Below are 17482 nucleotides of genomic sequence, written 5' to 3' on the forward strand. Positions count from 1 at the left end.
GAGCACATGGAGTACGACCGCTACTGCGACCTGACCATGCGCGGCGGCACCACCAGCGGGGTCGTGTACCCCCTAGCGGTCGCCTCGCTGGCCCGCCACTACGAGTTCCGGCAGATCGGCGGCGCGTCGGCGGGGGCCATCGCGGCGGGGTTCACCGCGGCGGCCGAGAGAGGGCGTGCGTCCGGTGGCTTCGAGAAGCTGGCCGGGCTGATCGACTGGTTCACCTCCGGGTCGGGCGCGGAGCGGTGGCGGATGGCGCAGCTGTTCCAGCCCGCCGAGAAGACGCGGGCGCTGTACCGCATCGTCATCGCCTCCATGCAGAAGCGGGAGACGACCGGGCGGAGCGCGATCACGTGCCTGTTCTTCGCGTTGCTGGGTGCGGTCGGGTGGCGGGCGAAGTCGGTGCTCGCGCTGATGGCGTTGCTGTGGCTGGGCGGGCCCGTGCTGTACTCGGCGTGGCTCGCGCCGTCGGCGTATCCGGGGTGGCTCGCGGTGGTGGTCACCGTGGTGGCGCTGGCGTGCGTGGTGATCGTGCTGTGGCCGTTGCGGTCAAGTCTGCCCTGGCCCGCCTGGGTCTTCGCGGTCGTGCCGCTCGTGCTCGGGCTGGCGTTCTCCCGCCACCACGCGACGGCGGCGGTCGTGCTGCTGGTGTGGCTGGTGCTGTCACTGGCGGCGGTCAGCGCGCTGTTCGTGACGTACGGGTACGCGATGCAGCGGTTCCTCAAGGACCACGCGCGGTCCATCCACTTCGGACTCGTGCCCGGCACCGGTGACTACCGGCCGTCGTGGCTCGACCGGCTCTCGGGCGTGCCGAAGTCGACGGGGGTGCCGCCGCTCGCCGACTGGATCGCCGACCAGCTCGACGACATCGCGGGCACCTCGGAGGCGTTGACGTTCGGCGACCTCGGTGACATCAACCTCGTGCTGATGACGACCGACCTGTCGGAGGGGCGGCCGTACCGGTTGCCGTTCAAGGAGGAGTGGCAGTACTGCGAGGAGTGCCTCGGGTACGTGCTGCCCCGCAGGGTCGTCGAGCAGATGAACGGCGCCAGGACCTCGGGCAAGTGCCCGCTGCACGAGCACATGCCGTTGCGCGCGCTGCCTCCCCGCGAACAGCTGCCCGTCGTCCTCGCCGTGCGGATGTCGCTGTCGTTCCCCGGCCTGTTCGCCGCCGTGCCGCTGTGCCGGGACGGGCGCGTGCACTGGTTCTCCGACGGGGGCATCACCAGCAACTTCCCGATCCACTTCTTCGACACGCTGCTGCCGCGCTGGCCCACGTTCGGCCTGAGCCTGCAGCCCTACCCGAACGGCGACACGGACGAGGTCTGGCTGCCGGAGCAGGACGCGTCCACGTCCGGCACGCCCTACGCGGCCCTGAACTCCGCGCCGGGCTTCGTGGTGTCCATCCTGAACACCTTCCTGGACTGGCGCGACACCATGCAGTCCGCGCTCCCCGGCTACCGCGGCCGCATCGCGCACGTGCGGCAGAGCGGCGACGAGGGCGGCTCGAACCTCTTCATGCCGCCGGAGACGATCAAGCGGCTGGCGCTGCGCGGGCAGAAGGCGGGCGACCTGTTGCGCGAGCGGTTCGTGCAGCAGCGCAACACCGACCGCTACCGCTGGATCCGCCTGCGCATGGCCCTGCGCGAGTACCAGGCGCTCGGTGTGCAGGCCGCCGACCGCGACGCGCTGTACGACGAGCTGCTCGCGCGGTTCGAGATCCCCGCCGAGCTGCACGAGTGGTTCCGCACTCCCCCTGCCGACGGCGACCCGTTCCGCGCGGAGATCGAGGTCGCGCTGGACCACGTCGGGCGGTTGAAGGACGACGGGCCGTTCGACGGGGTGCCGCCGGTCGACCCGGATTTGCGGCTGACGCCACCCGAGTAGGCGCGCTAACCTGGTGCCGTGACGCGATTTAGCCACCCCCGACCTGCGTGGGTGGCGCGCGCCTGAAACTTCCCGTTGGTCGGGGGACTCCGCACCCACCGGACCAAGCGAAACGGGAACCCCATGTACCGCACCGAAGAACTCGTGCACGCCCTGAACGTCCGCGACCTCACCGATCCCGCGCAGGGCCCGCACGCGCTGCAGCTGCTGATCGCCGACCTGACAGCGGTGCTCGACGCCCCGCTGGAAGTCCGCCACCACCCGCTCGTGCCGGTCGAGCACAACTACGAACACCTGGGCTACCCGCCGGACGCGATCACCCGGGACGCCCGCTACACCCGGTACGTCAGCGAGACCTGCATGCTGCGCAGCCACACCTCGGCGATGATCCCGCCCGCGCTGAAACACGCGAAGCCGGACGTCACGCTCGTCTGTCCCGGCCTGGTCTACCGCCGCGACGCGGTCGACCGCCTGCACACCGGCACGCCGCACCAGCTCGACGTCTGGCGCATCAGCGAGCACGAGGAACCGCTCGACGACCTCATCCACCGGGTCGTTACGACCCTTCTACCCGGGAAGCGTTACCGCACAACGGATGCCGACCACCCGTACACCACGCACGGCAGGCAGATCGACGTCGAGCACGACGGGCAGTGGGTCGAGGTCGGTGAGTGCGGACGGGCCGCGCGGCACGTGCTCAGGCACCACCCGCACGGCCTCGCGATGGGACTCGGGCTGGACCGGATCCTGATGCTGCGCAAGGGGATCCCGGACATCCGGCTGTTGCGCAACGAGGACCCGCGGATCGCCGCCCAGATGCTCGACCTCACGCCGTACCGGCCGATCTCGAGGCACCCGGCCGCGATCAGGGACATCTCGATCATGGCGGACGTCGGCGAGGACGCCGAGACGCTGGGCGACCGCATCCGCGAACTGGTGCCCGAGGACGTCGTCGAGGAGATCGAGATCCTCGGCGAGACGCACACCGAACAGTTGCCGGCACACGTCCGAGAACGGCTGAACGCGTTGCCCGGTCAGAAGAACGTGCTGATCCGCGTGACGATGAGGGCGCCGGAGCGCACCCTCACCGACCGCGAGACCAACGAGATCAGGGACAGGCTGCTTCAGGGCTTGCGGGCGACCGCGCCGTAGATGCCGACGTGGGCCTCGTCGAAGGAGTCCGGGCGCCAGTCGTTCACCGCGACCACGCCCGGCTCCAGCAGGTCCATGCCGTCGAAGAACTCGGTGACCTCGGCGTGCGTGCGCATCTTGAGCTTGTTGTCCGAGCTGCTGTAGATCTTCGCGATCTGCTCGGCCTCGGCGCGTTCCTCGTCGTTGAGGGTGTCCCAGGTGGCGTGCGTGATGGCCAGGTACGAGCCGGAGGGCAGCACCGACATGTACTCGGCGACGGCCTCGTACGGGCTGTCGGTGTCCTGGATGAAGTGCAGCGCGGCGATGATCAGGACGCCGACGGGGCGGGAGAAGTCGAGCGTCTCGCGGGCGCCGGCGAGGACCGCCGAGGTCGCGCGCAGGTCCGCGAGGATCGCGGTCGCGTTCGGGTTGTCGGCCAGCAGGGCGTTGCTGTGGGAGACGGCGACGGGCTCGAAGTCGACGTAGACGACGCGCGCGTCCGGGTTGTCGTGCTGGGCGATCTCGTGGACGTTGCCCACGGTCGGGATGCCGGAGCCCAGGTCCAGGAACTGGTCGACGCCCTGGTCCATCAGGTGGCGGACGGCCCTGCGCAGGAAGGAGCGGTTCGCCTGCGCGCTCTGGGCGACGCCGGGGAAGATCTGTTCCACCTGCTTGGCGGCGGCGCGGTCGGCCTCGAAGTTGTGCGAGCCGCCGAGGTAGTAGTCGTACATCCGCGCCACGCTCGGGCGCGTGACGTCGACGGTGGACGGGACCCACTTCAGCTCTTCCATCACGTGCGCATCCTCCGTCGTCGCCACACGGGTGTCCACCGCCACACAACCGAACCGGGACCGATTCGGACACGTGTGAGAGGACATGCATTCCAGCACCGCTGAACGCCACGCGCGATTCCGCCTCCTCAGGGAACGCTCGCCGGTGCACTTCGACGCCGATATCGGTGGCTGGTGCATCACCCGTTACGACGACGTACTGAGAGTGCTCGACCTCGATTCCGGTGCCCCGCAGCCATTACCCAAACGGGCTATCACGCACGCGCTCAAGCTCACCCGGCCGGTGATCACGCTCGCCACCCTCGAACTGCTCGACGCCGACGACGTCACGTTCGCGCACTCGCTCGCGGCCACGGCGGCCGAGGCGTTCACGCTCGCGCACGGCGTGGAGGCGTTCGCCGCGACGGCCTTGGAGACGACGCGGGCGTTCCTCACCAACGCCTTGGCCGCGCTCCAAGAACACCCCGATCAGGCGACGCTGCTCAGGACCGACCCGAGCACCACCAGGGACGCGGTCGAGGAGTTGCTGCGGTTCGACACCCCGATCCCCGTCGCTCCCGCCCGCCGGACGCCCGTCCCCGTCGTGCTGAGCGGGCGTACGGTCGAAGCGGGTGAGGTGCTCGTGCCGCTCGTCGCGGCCGCCAACCGGTGCTCGGTGAGATTTCCCGGCGGCGACCGCCTCGACCTGCGGCGCAAGCCCGTGGGCGTGCTGTCGGCGTGCCCCACGAGCACGGCGCTCGCCCGCGTGACCGGCGAGATCGCGCTGGTCAAACGCCTGAGGGCGGTTGCTCGCTGACAGCGAACACGCCAGGGGAACACCGGCAGACTCCAGTTGGTTGAGCGGTACAGACTCAACTTTGGAGGATGACGAGATGGGCGAAACCCTGGCCCTGCCGGTACTGCCGCTGGACGACGTCGTGGTGCTCCCCGGCATGGTGGTGCCGATCCGCATCTCCGGTGCGGACGCGAGCGCCGAGGCCCGTGCGGCCGTAGACGCCGCCACGACCGCAGCAAATCATCAAGTGCTGCTCGTCCCACGGCTGGACGGGAAGTACGCGGCCGTGGGCACGCTCGCCGAGATCGAGCAGGTGGGCCGGCTGCCCGGTGGCGAACGCGCTGCCGTCGTGCGCGGCACCAAGCGCGTGCGCATCGGCACGGGCACCACGGGGCCGGGCGCGGCGCTGTGGGTCGAGGCCACGATCGCGGACGACTCCCCGATCACCGACCGCACCCGTGAGCTCGCGAAGACCTACCGCGCGCTCGTGACGAACATCCTGCAGACGCGCGGCGCGTGGCAGATGGTCGACTCGGTGCAGCAGATCACCGACCCGTCGGCGCTCGCGGACCTCGCGGGCTACGCCTCGTACCTGTCCGACGAGCAGAAGATCTGGCTGCTGGAGACGAGCGACGTCACCGAGCGGCTCGAGAAGCTCGTCGAGTGGGGCCAGGCGCACCTGACCGAGCTCGACGTGAACGAGACGATCGCGAAGGACGTCAAGGAAGGCGTCGAGAAGCAGCAGCGGGAGTTCCTGCTGCGCCAGCAGATGGCCGCGATCCGCAAGGAACTGGCCGAGCTCGACGGCAAGCCCGCCACCGAGCAGGAGGACTACCGCGCCCGCGTCGAGGCGGCGGACCTGCCGGAGAAGGTGCTCAAGGCCGCGCTGACCGAGGTCGACAAGCTGGAGCGCACCTCCGAGCAGTCGCCCGAGGTGGGCTGGATCCGGACGTGGCTCGACACCGTTCTCGAGATGCCGTGGAACGAGCGGACCGAGGACTCCTACGACATCAAGGCGGCGCGCGAGATCCTCGACGCCGACCACGCGGGCCTCGACGACGTGAAGCAGCGCATCACGGAGTACCTGGCCGTGCGCAAGCGCCGTGCCGACCGCGGCCTGGGCGTGGTGGGCGGACGTCGTTCCGGCGCCGTGCTCGCGCTGACGGGCCCTCCCGGCGTCGGCAAGACGTCACTCGGTGAGTCCGTGGCACGGGCGATGGGCCGCAAGTTCGTGCGTGTCGCCCTGGGTGGCGTGCGCGACGAGGCCGAGATCCGCGGTCACCGCCGCACGTACGTCGGCGCGTTGCCGGGCCGGATCGTCCGCGCGATCAGCGAGGCCGGTTCGATGAACCCGGTCGTGCTGCTCGACGAGATCGACAAGGTCGGCTCGGACTACCGCGGCGACCCGACGGCGGCGTTGCTCGAGGTGCTGGACCCGGCGCAGAACCACACGTTCCGCGACCACTACCTGGAGGTCGAGCTCGACCTGTCGGACGTGGTGTTCCTCGCGACCGCGAACGTGCTGGAGTCGATCCCGGCGCCGTTGCTCGACCGCATGGAACTCGTGCAGCTCGACGGCTACACCGAGGACGAGAAGGTCACGATCGCGTCCGACCACCTGCTGCCGCGCCAGCTCGACCGCGCCGGCCTCACCTCCGAGGACGTCACGTTCTCCAAGCCCGCGCTGCACCAGCTCGCGAGCGAGTACACGCGGGAAGCCGGTGTGCGCCAACTGGAACGGGCACTCTCGCGCGTCCTGCGCAAGGTGACCGCGAAGGTCGCGCTGGGCGAGTCGGAACTGCCCGTCGTGGTCGACCAGCCCTCGCTGAAGGGCTACCTCGGCAGCCCGAAGAACACTCCGGAGTCGGCGGAACGCACGTCGGTCCCCGGTGTGGCAACGGGTCTGGCCGTCACGGGTGTCGGCGGCGACGTGCTGTTCATCGAGGCCTCGCTGGCCCCGAAGGACACCGGCTCGACCGGCGTCACGCTGACCGGACAGCTCGGTGACGTGATGAAGGAGTCCGCGCAGATCGCGTTGTCGTACCTGCGTTCGCACGACGAGAAGGCCGCGGCACTGGCCGACCGGGGAGTGCACATCCACGTCCCGGCGGGTGCGGTGCCGAAGGACGGACCGTCCGCGGGCGTCACGATGACGACGGCGCTGGCGTCGCTGCTCTCGGGCCGCCCGGTGCGTTCCGACGTGGCGATGACGGGCGAGATCTCGTTGACCGGCCGGGTGCTGCCGATCGGTGGTGTCAAGCAGAAGCTGCTGGCCGCCCACCGCGCGGGCATCACGACCGTGCTGCTGCCGCAGCGCAACGAGCCCGACCTGGACGACGTGCCCGAGTCGGTGCGCGAGCAGCTGACGGTGCACTTCGTCTCGGACGTGGCCCAGGTGCTGGAGCACGCGCTGTCGAAGGAGACCGTCGCCACCGTTGCGGCGTAACGGAATGAGACCCCTCGTGGGGGCAGTAGCGGCGACTGCTGCCCCCACGAGGCTTTTTCGCGTCTACAGGCCGACGTCGATGACGAGCCGGCTCGGGTTCGTCAGCGTGAAGACCCGATGCCACGACGAGGTGTTGCCGTACCCGACCGCGATCCCGAGCGTGGCCTCGAAGTCGCACGTGAGCGCGACCCCGCGGACGTGGCTCAGGCCGGGCGTCGCGAAGTTCCGCGACCCGGTGTACGTCAGGTTCCCGTTCTCGTCGTGCGCGGCCGCACCGATCAACGTGACCGACAGGATCTCGTCGACCTGACCGCCCGCGACGGTGATCGGCTCACCGGACGCGCAGTGCGCCACGCTCGTCACCTCGCTGACCCGGTGCTCGGACGGCGACCCGGACAGGTCCAGCACCACCCGGCTGAAGCCGTTGTGCTGCCCGGTCCTGATGTCCGACAGCGTGGCCGTGCTCTGCGCCGACGCCATCGGCACAGCCGTGAAGACCGCCAGCACCGCCACGAGCACCGCGACAAGACGTCTGTTCATCTCCGGCCCCCTCTCAGGGCTCTTCCGATGCCCTAGAGACGTATGACCCAAGCCACAGTTGCGTCGCTACGAGTAGATGTCGATGACCACGCGGTCGGGGTTGGTCAGCGTGAACACCTCGGCCCGCGAGTCCGGGTCGTCGTAACTGACGGCGATGCCGAGCGTCGACTCGAAGTCGCACGTGATGGCGATGCCCTTGATGTTGGCCAGCCCCTGCGGCACGAAGTTGCGCGGACCCGGGTAGGTGCGGTTGAAGTTCCCGTCGTACGTCGCCGCGCTGAAGAACGTCGTCTCGACGATCTCGTTGCCCGCCATCGGAACCGCCCTGCCCGACGCGCAGTTCGAGACCGCGTTCGCCTCCCTGGACACGGAACGGCTCGGCAGGCCGTTCATGTCGAGCACGACCCGCTCGAAGCCGTCGTGCCTGCCCGTCCGGATGTTCGTGAGCTCGGCATGCCCGCTCGCCGAAGCAGCCGGCACGACCGCGACCATCGCGGCAACGGAGAGCAGCGCAGCGGCAATGCGTTCCTTCATCGTCTCCCCAGTGGGTTGCTGTTGATGTCGTCCCCACTCAGGTTCACGCGCGCTCCGCCGACCAGGTTGCTCCGCTACCCCAGGAAGTCCTCCAGCGGCACCGGCGTCAGCCCGTCCTGCTTGGCCCGGTTCAGGAACGCCGTGAAGTCCTCGACGAACGTCGTCCGGAAGTGCATGAGCACGATGTCCCCGGCGTTGAGCCGATCCCCGTGCTGGAACTGCACCCGCCCGTCGTTGACGGCAGCCGTCCAGTTGACCAGCGCCTTGAACCCGCAACTGGCCGCGGCGTGCCGCGTCGTGGCGTCGTAGTTGCCGAACGGCGGCCGGAACAACGTGGGCCGCTTCCCGTAGTCGCCCGCCAGGAAGTCCGCGTTGCCGCACATCTCGTGCTTCTGGAACTCGAACCCCTTGCCGAGCAGGTTCGGATGGCTCGTCGTGTGGCTGTGGACCGTCACCGGCAACTGCTTGAAGTAGTCCTTGTGCCCCTCGGCGTACTTCGTGTTGAGGAACACCGACGGCCACACCCCGGCCTCGATCATCAGCTCGCGCGCCTTCGGGTGCTGCACAGCACCGTCGTCGATCGTGATGAACACGTACGGCTTGTCCGTTTGGATCTTCGTCACGACGGGCACCATCCCGTCCACGACCGCAGGCGCCTTGGCCTGCACGGTCCCGTACGGGTACGGCGGCTCGAACATCCGCTTGGGCCGCTCCCTCGTGGTGGTGGTCGCGGTCGGCGCGGCAGAAGTGGTGAGCACAGGCCCACCGGGCTGCGGCTCGGCCGTGTCCGCACACGACACCACACCCGCAACCAGCAAAAAGGCGGCAAACAGCCGCAACCTGGACATCAAACTCCCCCTCCACACCGATGACGTCGAGAGGCCCCCACCGGTTGCGCGGGGATAGGGTCGAACTGATCACAAAAGGAGGACTCCCATGAGCCTCGAGCGCCCAGTCGCTCCCGACCCCTACAAGCTGCTCCCGCAGGTCGGCACCTTCACCGTCACCTCGACGGACGTGCGCGACGGCGAACAGCTCGACGACGCCCAGGTCTTCGAAGGCGGCAACACCTCCCCCCACCTGGCCTGGTCGGGCTTCCCGGAGGAGACCCGCAGCTTCGTGGTCACCTGCTACGACCCGGACGCCCCCACCCCCTCGGGCTTCTGGCACTGGGTGGCGGTCAACCTCCCGGCGAGCACCACCGAACTCCCGACCGGCGCAGGCGCCTCGGACGACACGCTCCCCGGCGACGCCTTCCACGTCCGCTCGGACTACAGCACCCGAGCCTTCGGCGGCGCCGCCCCACCCAAGGGCGACCACCCGCACCGCTACTACTTCGTGGTGCACGCCGTGGACGTGGACAAGCTGGACGTGGACGGCGACGCGTCCCCGGCGGTGGTCAGCTTCAACCTCGCGTTCCACACGCTGGCGAGAGCGATCATCACGCCGACCTACCAGCACTGACGCTGGAGGAGGGCCAGGCGCGCCTGATGGCCGCGATGCCGAAGGCGAGCCGTCCTGAGCAAAGAGGTACCGGCGGTGGGGTCCCATCACGAGTCGCGCCACAGCTCTTGCTGCACCTGAGGAGGGGTGTCAAACCGCCACGCTTTTCGGCGGTTTGACACCCCTCCTCAGGTGTGGCCCGCTCCTGGTGCGGCTTGGGATGGGACCCCACCGCCAACGCAACCAAACAAAGCAACCGGCAGCCGCCCTACGCAACAGGCGTGCCATCAACCCGCTACCGGCGCTACCCCCTGATCAGATTGCCGGGGTCTGGGGCAGAGCCCCAGGGGAAGCACGCAAGGCGACCAGGCCGCCCGCAAAACAACCACCCGCACAAGCTGGCCACCCGCACAAGCCCCCACGTAAGCCCCACGTAACAACCACCGGGAACACCCCTCCCCAGAAAGTGGTTGGATCCACACGTGAGGCACTTCGACCTGGTCATCATCGGCACCGGCTCCGGCAACAGCATCCCGACGGAAGCCATGGCAGGCTGGCAGATCGCCATCCTGGAAAAGGGCACCTTCGGCGGCACCTGCCTGAACGTGGGCTGCATCCCGACAAAGATGTTCGTCCACACCGCCGACCAGGCGGCAGCCCCGGCCAACGCCAAGAAGCTGGGCGTGGACGCCACCCTCGACGCCGTCCACTGGCCCGAGATCCGCGACCGCATCTTCAACCGCATCGACCCGATCGCGGAGGGCGGCCGCAACTGGCGGGCGAACGAGAACGCGAACGTCACCGTCTACGAAGGCACGGCCCACTTCGTCGACGCCCACACGATCGACACCGGCACCGGCGAGACCATCACCGCCGACCGGGTCGTCATCGCCGCGGGCAGCCGGCCCAGCGTTCCCGACATCGCGGACCTCGACACGACCGGGTTCCACACCAGCGACACGATCATGCGGCTCGACGAGCTGCCCGAGAGCCTCATCATCGTCGGCAGCGGGTTCATCGCGTCGGAGTTCGCGCACGTCTTCAGCAGCTTCGGCGTCAAGGTCACCGTGATCGCGCGCTCGAACCAGCTGCTGCGCCACGAGGACGCGGAGATCTCCGAGCGCTTCACCGAGGTCGCGAAGCAGAAGTGGGACGTTCGGCTGCAGCGCAAGACGACGCGCGCCGAGAAGACGGCGACCGGGGTGAGGCTCCACCTCGAAGGCCCCAACGGCGAGGAAACCGTTGAGGCGCAACAGCTCCTCATCGCCACGGGCCGGCAGCCGAACAGCGACCTGCTCCAGGTGCAGAACGCGGGGCTCGAGCAGCACGCGGACGGGCGCGTGAAGGTGGACGCGACGCAGCGCACCAGCCAGCCGCACATCTACGCGCTCGGCGACATCAGCTCCGACTACCAGCTCAAGCACGTCGCGAACCACGAGGCGAAGGTGGTCCAGCACAACCTGCTGCACCCCGACGACCAGATCGAGAGCGACCACCGGTTCGTGCCGGCCGCCGTGTTCTCGAACCCGCAGATCGCGAGCGTCGGTCTCACCGAGGAGCAGGCGAAGGCCAAGGGCGTCCGGTACGTCACGGCGAGCCAGGCGTACGCGTCCATCGCCTACGGCTGGGCGATGGAGGACACGACCGGCTTCGCGAAGCTGATCGCGGACCCGGCCACCGGGCAGTTGCTCGGCGCGCACATCATCGGGCCGCAGGCGTCGACGGTGATCCAGCCGTTGATCCAGGCGATGAGCTTCGGCCTGGACGCGAAGTCCATGGCGCGTGGCCAGTACTGGATCCACCCGGCGATGCCGGAACTGGTCGAAAACGCCCTTCTCAACCTGCCGCTGGACTGAAGGCCTCACACCACAGGGACTTCCGCCGCTGCCGAAAACCCGCTGCGCCAACCACGATGCAGCGATGACTGACAGAGTCCTGGTCGCCTACACGTCCAGAATCGCCGCCACCGACGAGATCGCCGAGATCATCGGCACCGAACTCGCGGGCTGCGGGCTGAGAGTCACGGTGCTCTCGGTCGCCGCGGCCGAATCGCTGCACGGGTTCGGTGCCGTGATCATGGGCGATGCCGCCACGCGTGACGCGCATCGGTTCGTGCGGCGGCACAAGGTTTCCCTCAAGCACACGCCCATGTGGTTGTTCCACCGCGGCACGCCTCCGGTGCCCCACGACGTCACGCGCATGGTGCGCCGGCTCGGTGCCAGCGGGCCCGTGAGCTTCAGCGGCGCGGCACCGGACTGGGACCGCGCGAAGGCGTGGGCCCGCTACCTCGCCGACCAGCTCACGGTGCTGCACCGCGGTTTCGCGTCGAACTAGGGCGGACTAGCCCTGCTGGATCCGCACGGTGTTGCCCGCCGGGTCGCGGAACACGCAGTCCCGCACGCCCCAAGGCTGGTCGGCCGGCTCCTGCACGACGTCCGCGCCACCCGCCTGCAGCTCGTCGAACGCACCGTCGAGGTCCGGCGTGGCGAGGTTGATGAACGCGTACGAGCCGTTCTCGATCATCTCGGCGATGGCGGTGCGCTGCGAGTCGGTGAGCCCGTCCGCCATGGCGGGCGGCTCCAGCACCACGGCGGTGCGGGAACCGGCGGGTGCGACGGTGATCCAGCGCATCGAGCCCTGGCCGACGTCGGCGCGGACCTCCCAGCCGAGCAGGTCGCGGTAGAACGCCAGTGAGGCGTCGGGATCGGTGTGCGGCAGGAACGAGGCGTGAATGCTGATGTCCATGCTCACAACGCTAGGACCAGCAGGAACGCGCCCGCTTCTCGATTCCTGACTAAACGTACCGGGGGCGGCCCGCGATCATGCCGAGCACGGTCAACGCGGCCAGCAGCACGAGTTGCAGCACGAGCGACACGGACCACGTCCCCGTCACGTCGCGCAGCACGCCGAACGCGAACGGCCCGGACGCCGCGATCAGATAACCGAGGCTCTGCGCCATGGCCGACAGCCGCGCGGTGTCCGAAGTGGACTTGGTGCGCAGCGACATCATCAGCAGCGCCAGCGGGAACATGCCCATGCCGAACCCGATCAGCACCATCCAGAGCCCCGGTGCGGCGGCGGGCGCCACGAGCATTCCCAGGATCCCGGCGAACGACAGCACCCCGAGCACCAGCACCACCGGTCCCTGGCTCGAGAACCGCGCGGCGATCGGCGGCACCAGCAGGCTGACCGGGACGCTCAGCAGCATCGACACGGCGAGCAGCAGCCCGGCGGTGTTCCGGTCGACGCCGGCGTCGACGAGCATCGCGGGCAGCCAGCCCATGACGGTGTAGGCGAACAGCGACTGCAGGCCGAAGAACACCGTGATCACCCACGCCAGCGGGCTGCGCAGCAGCGAGCGCTTCTCGGCGGGTGCCGCCGAGCGCACCACGGAGGCCGCGGCCCCGTGCCGTGCCCCGGCGAACCAGACGACCAGGGCACCGGCCGACAGCAACGCCCACGCGCCGACGGCGAGGCGCCACGAGCCGAGGTAGTCCTCCAGCCGCGGCGTCAACGCGGCGGCGGCAGCGGCACCCGCGGCGAGCGCACCCGTGTAGACGCCGGTCAGCAGACCGACCTTGTCGGGGAACGAGGCCTTCACGACGACCGGGATCAGCACGTTCGACACCGCGATGCCCGCGCACGCGATGAAGGTGCCGCCCAGCACGACCCACGGACCGTCGACCACGCGCAGCACCAGGCCGAGCGTGAGCACCCCCAGGGAAAGTCCGATCGCGCGGGCCATGCCGAGACGGCGGCTCAACCACGGCGCCGCGAACGCCGCGAAGCCGAAGCACAGCGCCGGAACGGCCGTGAGCGCGCTGGTCCAAGCGGCCGAAACCCCCAGGGCGGCGCGGACGTCGACGAGCACCGAGGCCAGACTGGTCACCGCAGGGCGGAGATTCGCGGCAGCGAGGGCGACCCCGATCGCGAGCAACGCGGACCCGACCAGCGGAACGTGACAATTGTGGACAACCGTCACCCTGCGACCCCGATCGGTGGCAGGGTGGGCGGCAAGAGTCGTCTGCTTCATCGTCACGCGCTTCACTATCGCAGACGTAGGATGTTCGGATGAAAGGATGACGCTGTGCCGTTGGCCACTACCCGACGGGCGGGCCTCGTCGACCAGGTGATCGAGCAGATGCGCTCGGCGATCACGACTGGTGAATGGCCCGTCGGGCAGCGCATCCCGCCCGAGCCCGAGCTGGTCACCGCGCTCGGGGTGGGGCGGAACACGGTCAGGGAGGCCGTGCGGGCGCTGTCCCACGCCGGACTGCTGGAGGTGCGGCAGGGCGACGGGACGTTCGTCCGCGCGACCAGCGAGATCTCCGGCGCGGTCCGCCGCATGTGCGGGACCGAGCTCAAGGAGGTGCTCGAGGTCCGCCGCACCCTCGAGATGGAGGGCGCGCGCCTGGCCGCGAAGCACCGCACGGACGCCGAGTTGGCGCGCCTCACCGAGCTGCTGCGCAAGCGCGACGCGGCGATGGAGAACGACCAGTGGGCCGAGGTCGTCGAGCACGACACCGCGTTCCACGTGCTGCTCGTGCAGTGCTCCCACAACACCCTTCTGGCCGAGCTCTACCGGGGCTTGACCGAGGCGGTCAAGGCTTCGGTGGCGGCCTCTGTCGACACCAGCACGCCCGGCCGCGACCAGGTGTCGCACACCGGGCTGCTGCACGCGGTCAGGGACGGCGACCAGGAGAAGGCGGCGATCGAGGCGGGCGGGTTCTTCGAGGAGCTGATCGAGAAGTTCTGCTGACAACGCTGGAAAACCGCGGACGGCGCTGTCCGCACGAGCTCATTGCGTGGGGGCCATGGAGTTCACTCCGTTCCGCATCGACATCCCGCAGGCCGAGATCGACGACCTCCGCGCCCGCCTCGCGAACACGCGGTGGCCGGAGGACGACCTGCCGGGCGTCGGCTGGTCCTACGGCGTCCCGCTGAGCTACCTGCGGCCGCTGGCCGAGCACTGGCGCGACGGGTTCGACTGGCGCGCGCAGGAGGAGCGGCTCAACTCCCACCCCCAGTTCACGACGGAGATCAGCGGGCAGCGCTTCCACTTCCTGCACGTCCGGTCGAGGAAGCCGGACGCGACGCCGTTGCTGCTCGTGCACGGCTGGCCCGGCTCGATCGTCGAGTTCCTGGACGTGATCGAGCCGCTGTCGGAGGACTTCCACCTGGTCATCCCGTCGATCCCCGGCTTCGGCTTCTCGGGACCGGCGCGCAAGCCCGGCTGGAACGTGCTGCGGATCGCGTGGGCGTTCGCGAAGCTGATGGAGGGCCTCGGCTACGACCGCTACGGCGCGCAGGGCGGCGACTGGGGTTCGAGCATCGCGCAGGAGATCGGCAGGGTGTTCCCCGAGCACGTCGTCGGCGTGCACGTGAACATGCTGATGACCTTCCGCCCGTCCGGGGTCAACGACCTCTCCCCGGAGGAGCTGCGGTCGCTCGAGACGCTCGACCACTACCAGAAGGACCTCTCCGGCTACATGCACGTGCAGCGCACCCGGCCGCGCACCCTCGGCTACGGGCTGACGGACTCGCCGGTCGGCCAGCTGGCGTGGATCGCGGAGAAGTTCTACGACTGGACGGACAACGAGGGCGCGCCCGAGGACGCGGTGGACCGCGACCGGATGCTGGCCAACGTGTCGATCTACTGGTTCACCGGCACAGCGGGTTCGTCGGCGGCGCTGTACAAGGAGCAGGCGGCGTACTGGGGTCAGCAGAAGCCGACGACGGTGCCGACGGGCGTCGCGGTGTTCCCGCACGACGTGAGCCTGCCGGTGCGGTCGCTGGCGGAGAAGATGATCCCGACGATCGTGCACTGGACGGAGTTCGACCGCGGCGGGCACTTCGCCGCGATGGAGGAACCGGACCTGCTGGTCCAGGACATCAGGAAGTTCTTCGGATCGCTGTGAGCACAACACTCTCCACCCGCACGCTCAACAGGACGCTGCTCGCCCGGCAGATGTTGCTGGAGCGCACGGACATGCCGGTCGTCGCCGCCGTCGAGCACCTCGGCGGCCTCCAGGCCCAGGCACCCGTCCCGCCCTACCTCGCGCTGTGGGCACGGCTGGAGCCGTTCGACGTCGAGGCCCTGAGCAAGCTCATCCTGGACCGCTCCTTGGTGCGGATGACGTTGTGGCGCGGCACCCTGCACCTCATCTCGGCCGACGACGTGTTCCTCATGCGCACGGCGTTGCAGCCCGAGCTGAACAAGTGGGCGAAGACCGTGATGCCGCCGGCCACCCGCGTCGAGGTCGAGCTGGACGAGCTGGCGCGGATCGCCCGCGCGTTCGTCGACTCCGAGCCCCGGACGGTCGCGGAGATCGGCGCGCACCTGCAGCCGCACTTCCCCGGGATCAGGGCGCGCGAGCTGTCCACGCAGGCGCAGATGCTGGTGCCGATGGTCCAGGTGCCGCCACGCGGGATCTGGGGTGTGGGCGGGGTGCCGCAGAACCTCGCGATGGCCACGTGGCTCGGGCGCGAACTGCCCGCGCGGGCCGCCGTGCCCGAGCTGATCACGCGGTACCTGCGGGCGTTCGGCCCGGCGACCCTGGCCGACGTGCAGGCGTGGTCGAGGCTCACCGGCCTCAAGGCGCACGCGGCAGGCCTCGACCTGGTCGAGTACCGCAACTCCGACGGCAAGGTGCTGCTCGACGTGCCGGACGGGGTGATCGTGTCCGAGGACGTTCCCGCACCCGCACGACTGCTGCCCTCCTTCGACAACGTGCTGCTGGGGCACGCGGACCGGCGGCGGATCATGAGCGAGGACGCGCGGGCGCGGTGGGGCGCGGTCCGCAACGGCGTGTTCCCGCCGACGTTCCTGGTGGACGGTTTCGTGCACGGCACGTGGAACGTCGTGGAGACCAAGGACACCGCGACGCTGACGATCCAGCCGTACTTCCCGGCCTCGGAGGAGGACATGGCGGGCGTGGTCCGCGAGGCGGAGGCGGTGCTGGAGGTCATGGCTCCCGGGAAGGAGCACGTGGTCACCGCGCTATCTGCTTGATCACGTCGAGAGCCGCGGTGATGGCGGGCCGGCGCGAGGCCTGGGTCCGCCACACCGCGTACAGCCGCCGCGTCGGGGTGGGCCGCAGCGGCACCGTCTTGACGTTGCCCGGCACCTCGCCCCTGCCCAGCCTCGGGATCAGCGCGACGCCGATCCCCTTGGCCAGCAACGCGAACTGCGTCCGGTACTCGCTGATCCGGTAGGCCACCACCGGCTCGATGCCCGCGCCGTGGAAGGTCCGCTCGAGCCAGTCGAAGCAGATCGAGCCCTCGATCTGGCAGATCCAGCGTTCGCCCGCGAGGTCGACGGGTTCGAGGAACTCCCTGCGCGACAACGGGTTCGTGTCGGGGATGAGCACCTCGGCGACGTCCTCGACGAGGAACTCGCGGGAGAGCGACTCGGGGACCGGCAGCGGTGTGTTCGCCCAGTCGTGCACGATCGCCATGTCGAGCTCGCCGCGGGCGACGGCCTCCGTCGCGTAGGGCGGGTCGATCTCGGTGAGCCGCACGTCGAGGGCGGGGTGCTGCTCCGCCAGCCGCACGAGGACGTCGGGCAGCAGACCGCGGGAGGCCGTGGCGAACGCGCCGATGCACAGGCGGCCGATCGCGGCGCCGCGCTGTTCCTCCAGTGCGACCTCGGCCTCCTCGACCAGCTTCAGGACCTGGCCCGCGGTGTCGGCGAGCAGGCGGGCGGCGTCGGTGAGGCGGACGCCCCTGCCGTTGCGTTCGAGCAGCGTGGTGCGGGTCTCGCGTTCGAGCTTGGCGATCTGCTGCGAGACCGCGGAGGGCGTGTACCCGAGCACGTCCGCGGCGGCGCCGACCGTGCCGTGCACGGCGATCGCGTGCAGCGCCTTCAGCCTTCCGAGGTCAAGCATGTAGCGATGCTAAACCTTGCACCTTAGAAATCGGAACTGGTGCTAAATA

The 17482-nt window shown here is 69.5% G+C and carries 17 protein-coding genes; 10 read left to right on the forward strand and 7 right to left on the reverse strand.

Going from position 1 to position 17482, the window contains the following annotated elements; translation table 11 throughout:
• The first annotated feature begins 6 nt into the window (after nucleotides 1-6).
• Complete coding sequence (locus BMY74_RS46655) at nucleotides 7-1887, forward strand: patatin-like phospholipase family protein (RefSeq protein ID WP_089917471.1); 1881 nt, start codon at nucleotides 7-9, stop codon at nucleotides 1885-1887.
• A 123-nt stretch (nucleotides 1888-2010) separates the two neighbouring features.
• Complete coding sequence (gene srmL / locus BMY74_RS18360) at nucleotides 2011-3039, forward strand: PheS-related mystery ligase SrmL (RefSeq protein ID WP_089917472.1); 1029 nt, start codon at nucleotides 2011-2013, stop codon at nucleotides 3037-3039.
• Here the strand turns inward: srmL and BMY74_RS18365 are convergent.
• On the reverse strand, nucleotides 3012-3809 hold the full coding sequence (locus tag BMY74_RS18365) for an SAM-dependent methyltransferase (RefSeq protein ID WP_089917739.1): 798 nt from the start codon (nucleotides 3807-3809) through the stop codon (nucleotides 3012-3014). The genes srmL and BMY74_RS18365 overlap by 28 nt on opposite strands.
• A gap of 85 nt (nucleotides 3810-3894) precedes the next feature.
• On the opposite strand from BMY74_RS18365, the gene BMY74_RS18370 reads away from it, so the two are divergent.
• On the forward strand, nucleotides 3895-4605 hold the full coding sequence (locus tag BMY74_RS18370) for a cytochrome P450 family protein (protein ID WP_143091610.1): 711 nt from the start codon (nucleotides 3895-3897) through the stop codon (nucleotides 4603-4605).
• Between the two features lie 76 nt (nucleotides 4606-4681).
• Nucleotides 4682-7030 carry an endopeptidase La gene (gene lon, locus BMY74_RS18375; RefSeq protein ID WP_089917475.1) on the forward strand — a complete coding sequence of 783 codons (2349 nt, stop codon included), beginning with the start codon at nucleotides 4682-4684 and terminating at the stop codon, nucleotides 7028-7030.
• A 63-nt stretch (nucleotides 7031-7093) separates the two neighbouring features.
• Here lon and BMY74_RS18380 read toward each other — a convergent pair whose 3' ends face one another.
• The 3 genes from BMY74_RS18380 to BMY74_RS18390 form a co-directional block, all read right to left on the reverse strand.
• A complete protein-coding gene (locus BMY74_RS18380) occupies nucleotides 7094-7570 on the reverse strand; it encodes an AMIN-like domain-containing (lipo)protein (RefSeq protein ID WP_143091611.1) in 477 nt (158 codons plus the stop codon).
• A gap of 66 nt (nucleotides 7571-7636) precedes the next feature.
• Nucleotides 7637-8104 (reverse strand): AMIN-like domain-containing (lipo)protein, encoded by a 468-nt coding sequence (locus BMY74_RS18385; protein WP_089917478.1) that lies wholly within the window; start codon nucleotides 8102-8104, stop codon nucleotides 7637-7639.
• Between the two features lie 74 nt (nucleotides 8105-8178).
• Nucleotides 8179-8862 (reverse strand): polysaccharide deacetylase family protein, encoded by a 684-nt coding sequence (locus tag BMY74_RS18390; RefSeq protein ID WP_245786206.1) that lies wholly within the window; start codon nucleotides 8860-8862, stop codon nucleotides 8179-8181.
• 178 nt (nucleotides 8863-9040) lie between these two features.
• On the opposite strand from BMY74_RS18390, the gene BMY74_RS18395 reads away from it, so the two are divergent.
• The 3 genes from BMY74_RS18395 to BMY74_RS18405 all read left to right on the forward strand — a co-directional run bounded on the left by BMY74_RS18395 (nucleotide 9041) and on the right by BMY74_RS18405 (nucleotide 11881).
• Nucleotides 9041-9568, forward strand: a complete 528-nt coding sequence (locus BMY74_RS18395; RefSeq protein ID WP_089917481.1) for a YbhB/YbcL family Raf kinase inhibitor-like protein — start codon at nucleotides 9041-9043, stop codon at nucleotides 9566-9568.
• A gap of 461 nt (nucleotides 9569-10029) precedes the next feature.
• Nucleotides 10030-11403 carry a mycothione reductase gene (locus BMY74_RS18400; RefSeq protein WP_089917483.1) on the forward strand — a complete coding sequence of 458 codons (1374 nt, stop codon included), beginning with the start codon at nucleotides 10030-10032 and terminating at the stop codon, nucleotides 11401-11403.
• 64 nt (nucleotides 11404-11467) lie between these two features.
• Nucleotides 11468-11881, forward strand: a complete 414-nt coding sequence (locus tag BMY74_RS18405; protein ID WP_089917484.1) for an NADPH-dependent FMN reductase family protein — start codon at nucleotides 11468-11470, stop codon at nucleotides 11879-11881.
• A gap of 6 nt (nucleotides 11882-11887) precedes the next feature.
• Here BMY74_RS18405 and BMY74_RS18410 read toward each other — a convergent pair whose 3' ends face one another.
• Both BMY74_RS18410 and BMY74_RS18415 read right to left on the reverse strand, forming a co-directional pair.
• Nucleotides 11888-12292 carry a VOC family protein gene (locus BMY74_RS18410; protein WP_089917741.1) on the reverse strand — a complete coding sequence of 135 codons (405 nt, stop codon included), beginning with the start codon at nucleotides 12290-12292 and terminating at the stop codon, nucleotides 11888-11890.
• Between the two features lie 49 nt (nucleotides 12293-12341).
• Nucleotides 12342-13436: an MFS transporter gene (locus BMY74_RS18415; RefSeq protein ID WP_245786207.1), complete on the reverse strand. Its 1095-nt coding sequence runs from the start codon at nucleotides 13434-13436 to the stop codon at nucleotides 12342-12344.
• A gap of 198 nt (nucleotides 13437-13634) precedes the next feature.
• On the opposite strand from BMY74_RS18415, the gene BMY74_RS18420 reads away from it, so the two are divergent.
• The 3 genes from BMY74_RS18420 to BMY74_RS18430 are packed head-to-tail and all read left to right on the forward strand — an operon-like array spanning nucleotide 13635 to nucleotide 16559.
• A complete protein-coding gene (locus BMY74_RS18420; RefSeq protein ID WP_089917486.1) occupies nucleotides 13635-14306 on the forward strand; it encodes a FadR/GntR family transcriptional regulator in 672 nt (223 codons plus the stop codon).
• 55 nt (nucleotides 14307-14361) lie between these two features.
• On the forward strand, nucleotides 14362-15465 hold the full coding sequence (locus BMY74_RS18425; RefSeq protein ID WP_089917488.1) for an epoxide hydrolase family protein: 1104 nt from the start codon (nucleotides 14362-14364) through the stop codon (nucleotides 15463-15465).
• The gene (locus tag BMY74_RS18430) at nucleotides 15462-16559 is read left to right on the forward strand and encodes a winged helix DNA-binding domain-containing protein (RefSeq protein ID WP_089917489.1); all 1098 of its coding nucleotides are present in this window, start codon (nucleotides 15462-15464) and stop codon (nucleotides 16557-16559) included. Before BMY74_RS18425 ends, BMY74_RS18430 begins: the two co-directional genes overlap by 4 nt.
• Here BMY74_RS18430 and BMY74_RS18435 read toward each other — a convergent pair.
• Nucleotides 16540-17433, reverse strand: a complete 894-nt coding sequence (locus BMY74_RS18435; protein WP_089917491.1) for a LysR family transcriptional regulator — start codon at nucleotides 17431-17433, stop codon at nucleotides 16540-16542. The genes BMY74_RS18430 and BMY74_RS18435 overlap by 20 nt on opposite strands.
• Between the last annotated feature and the right edge of the window lie 49 nt (nucleotides 17434-17482).

This window comes from Lentzea albida, from assembly GCF_900111005.1.
GTDB lineage: Bacteria > Actinomycetota > Actinomycetes > Mycobacteriales > Pseudonocardiaceae > Lentzea > Lentzea albida.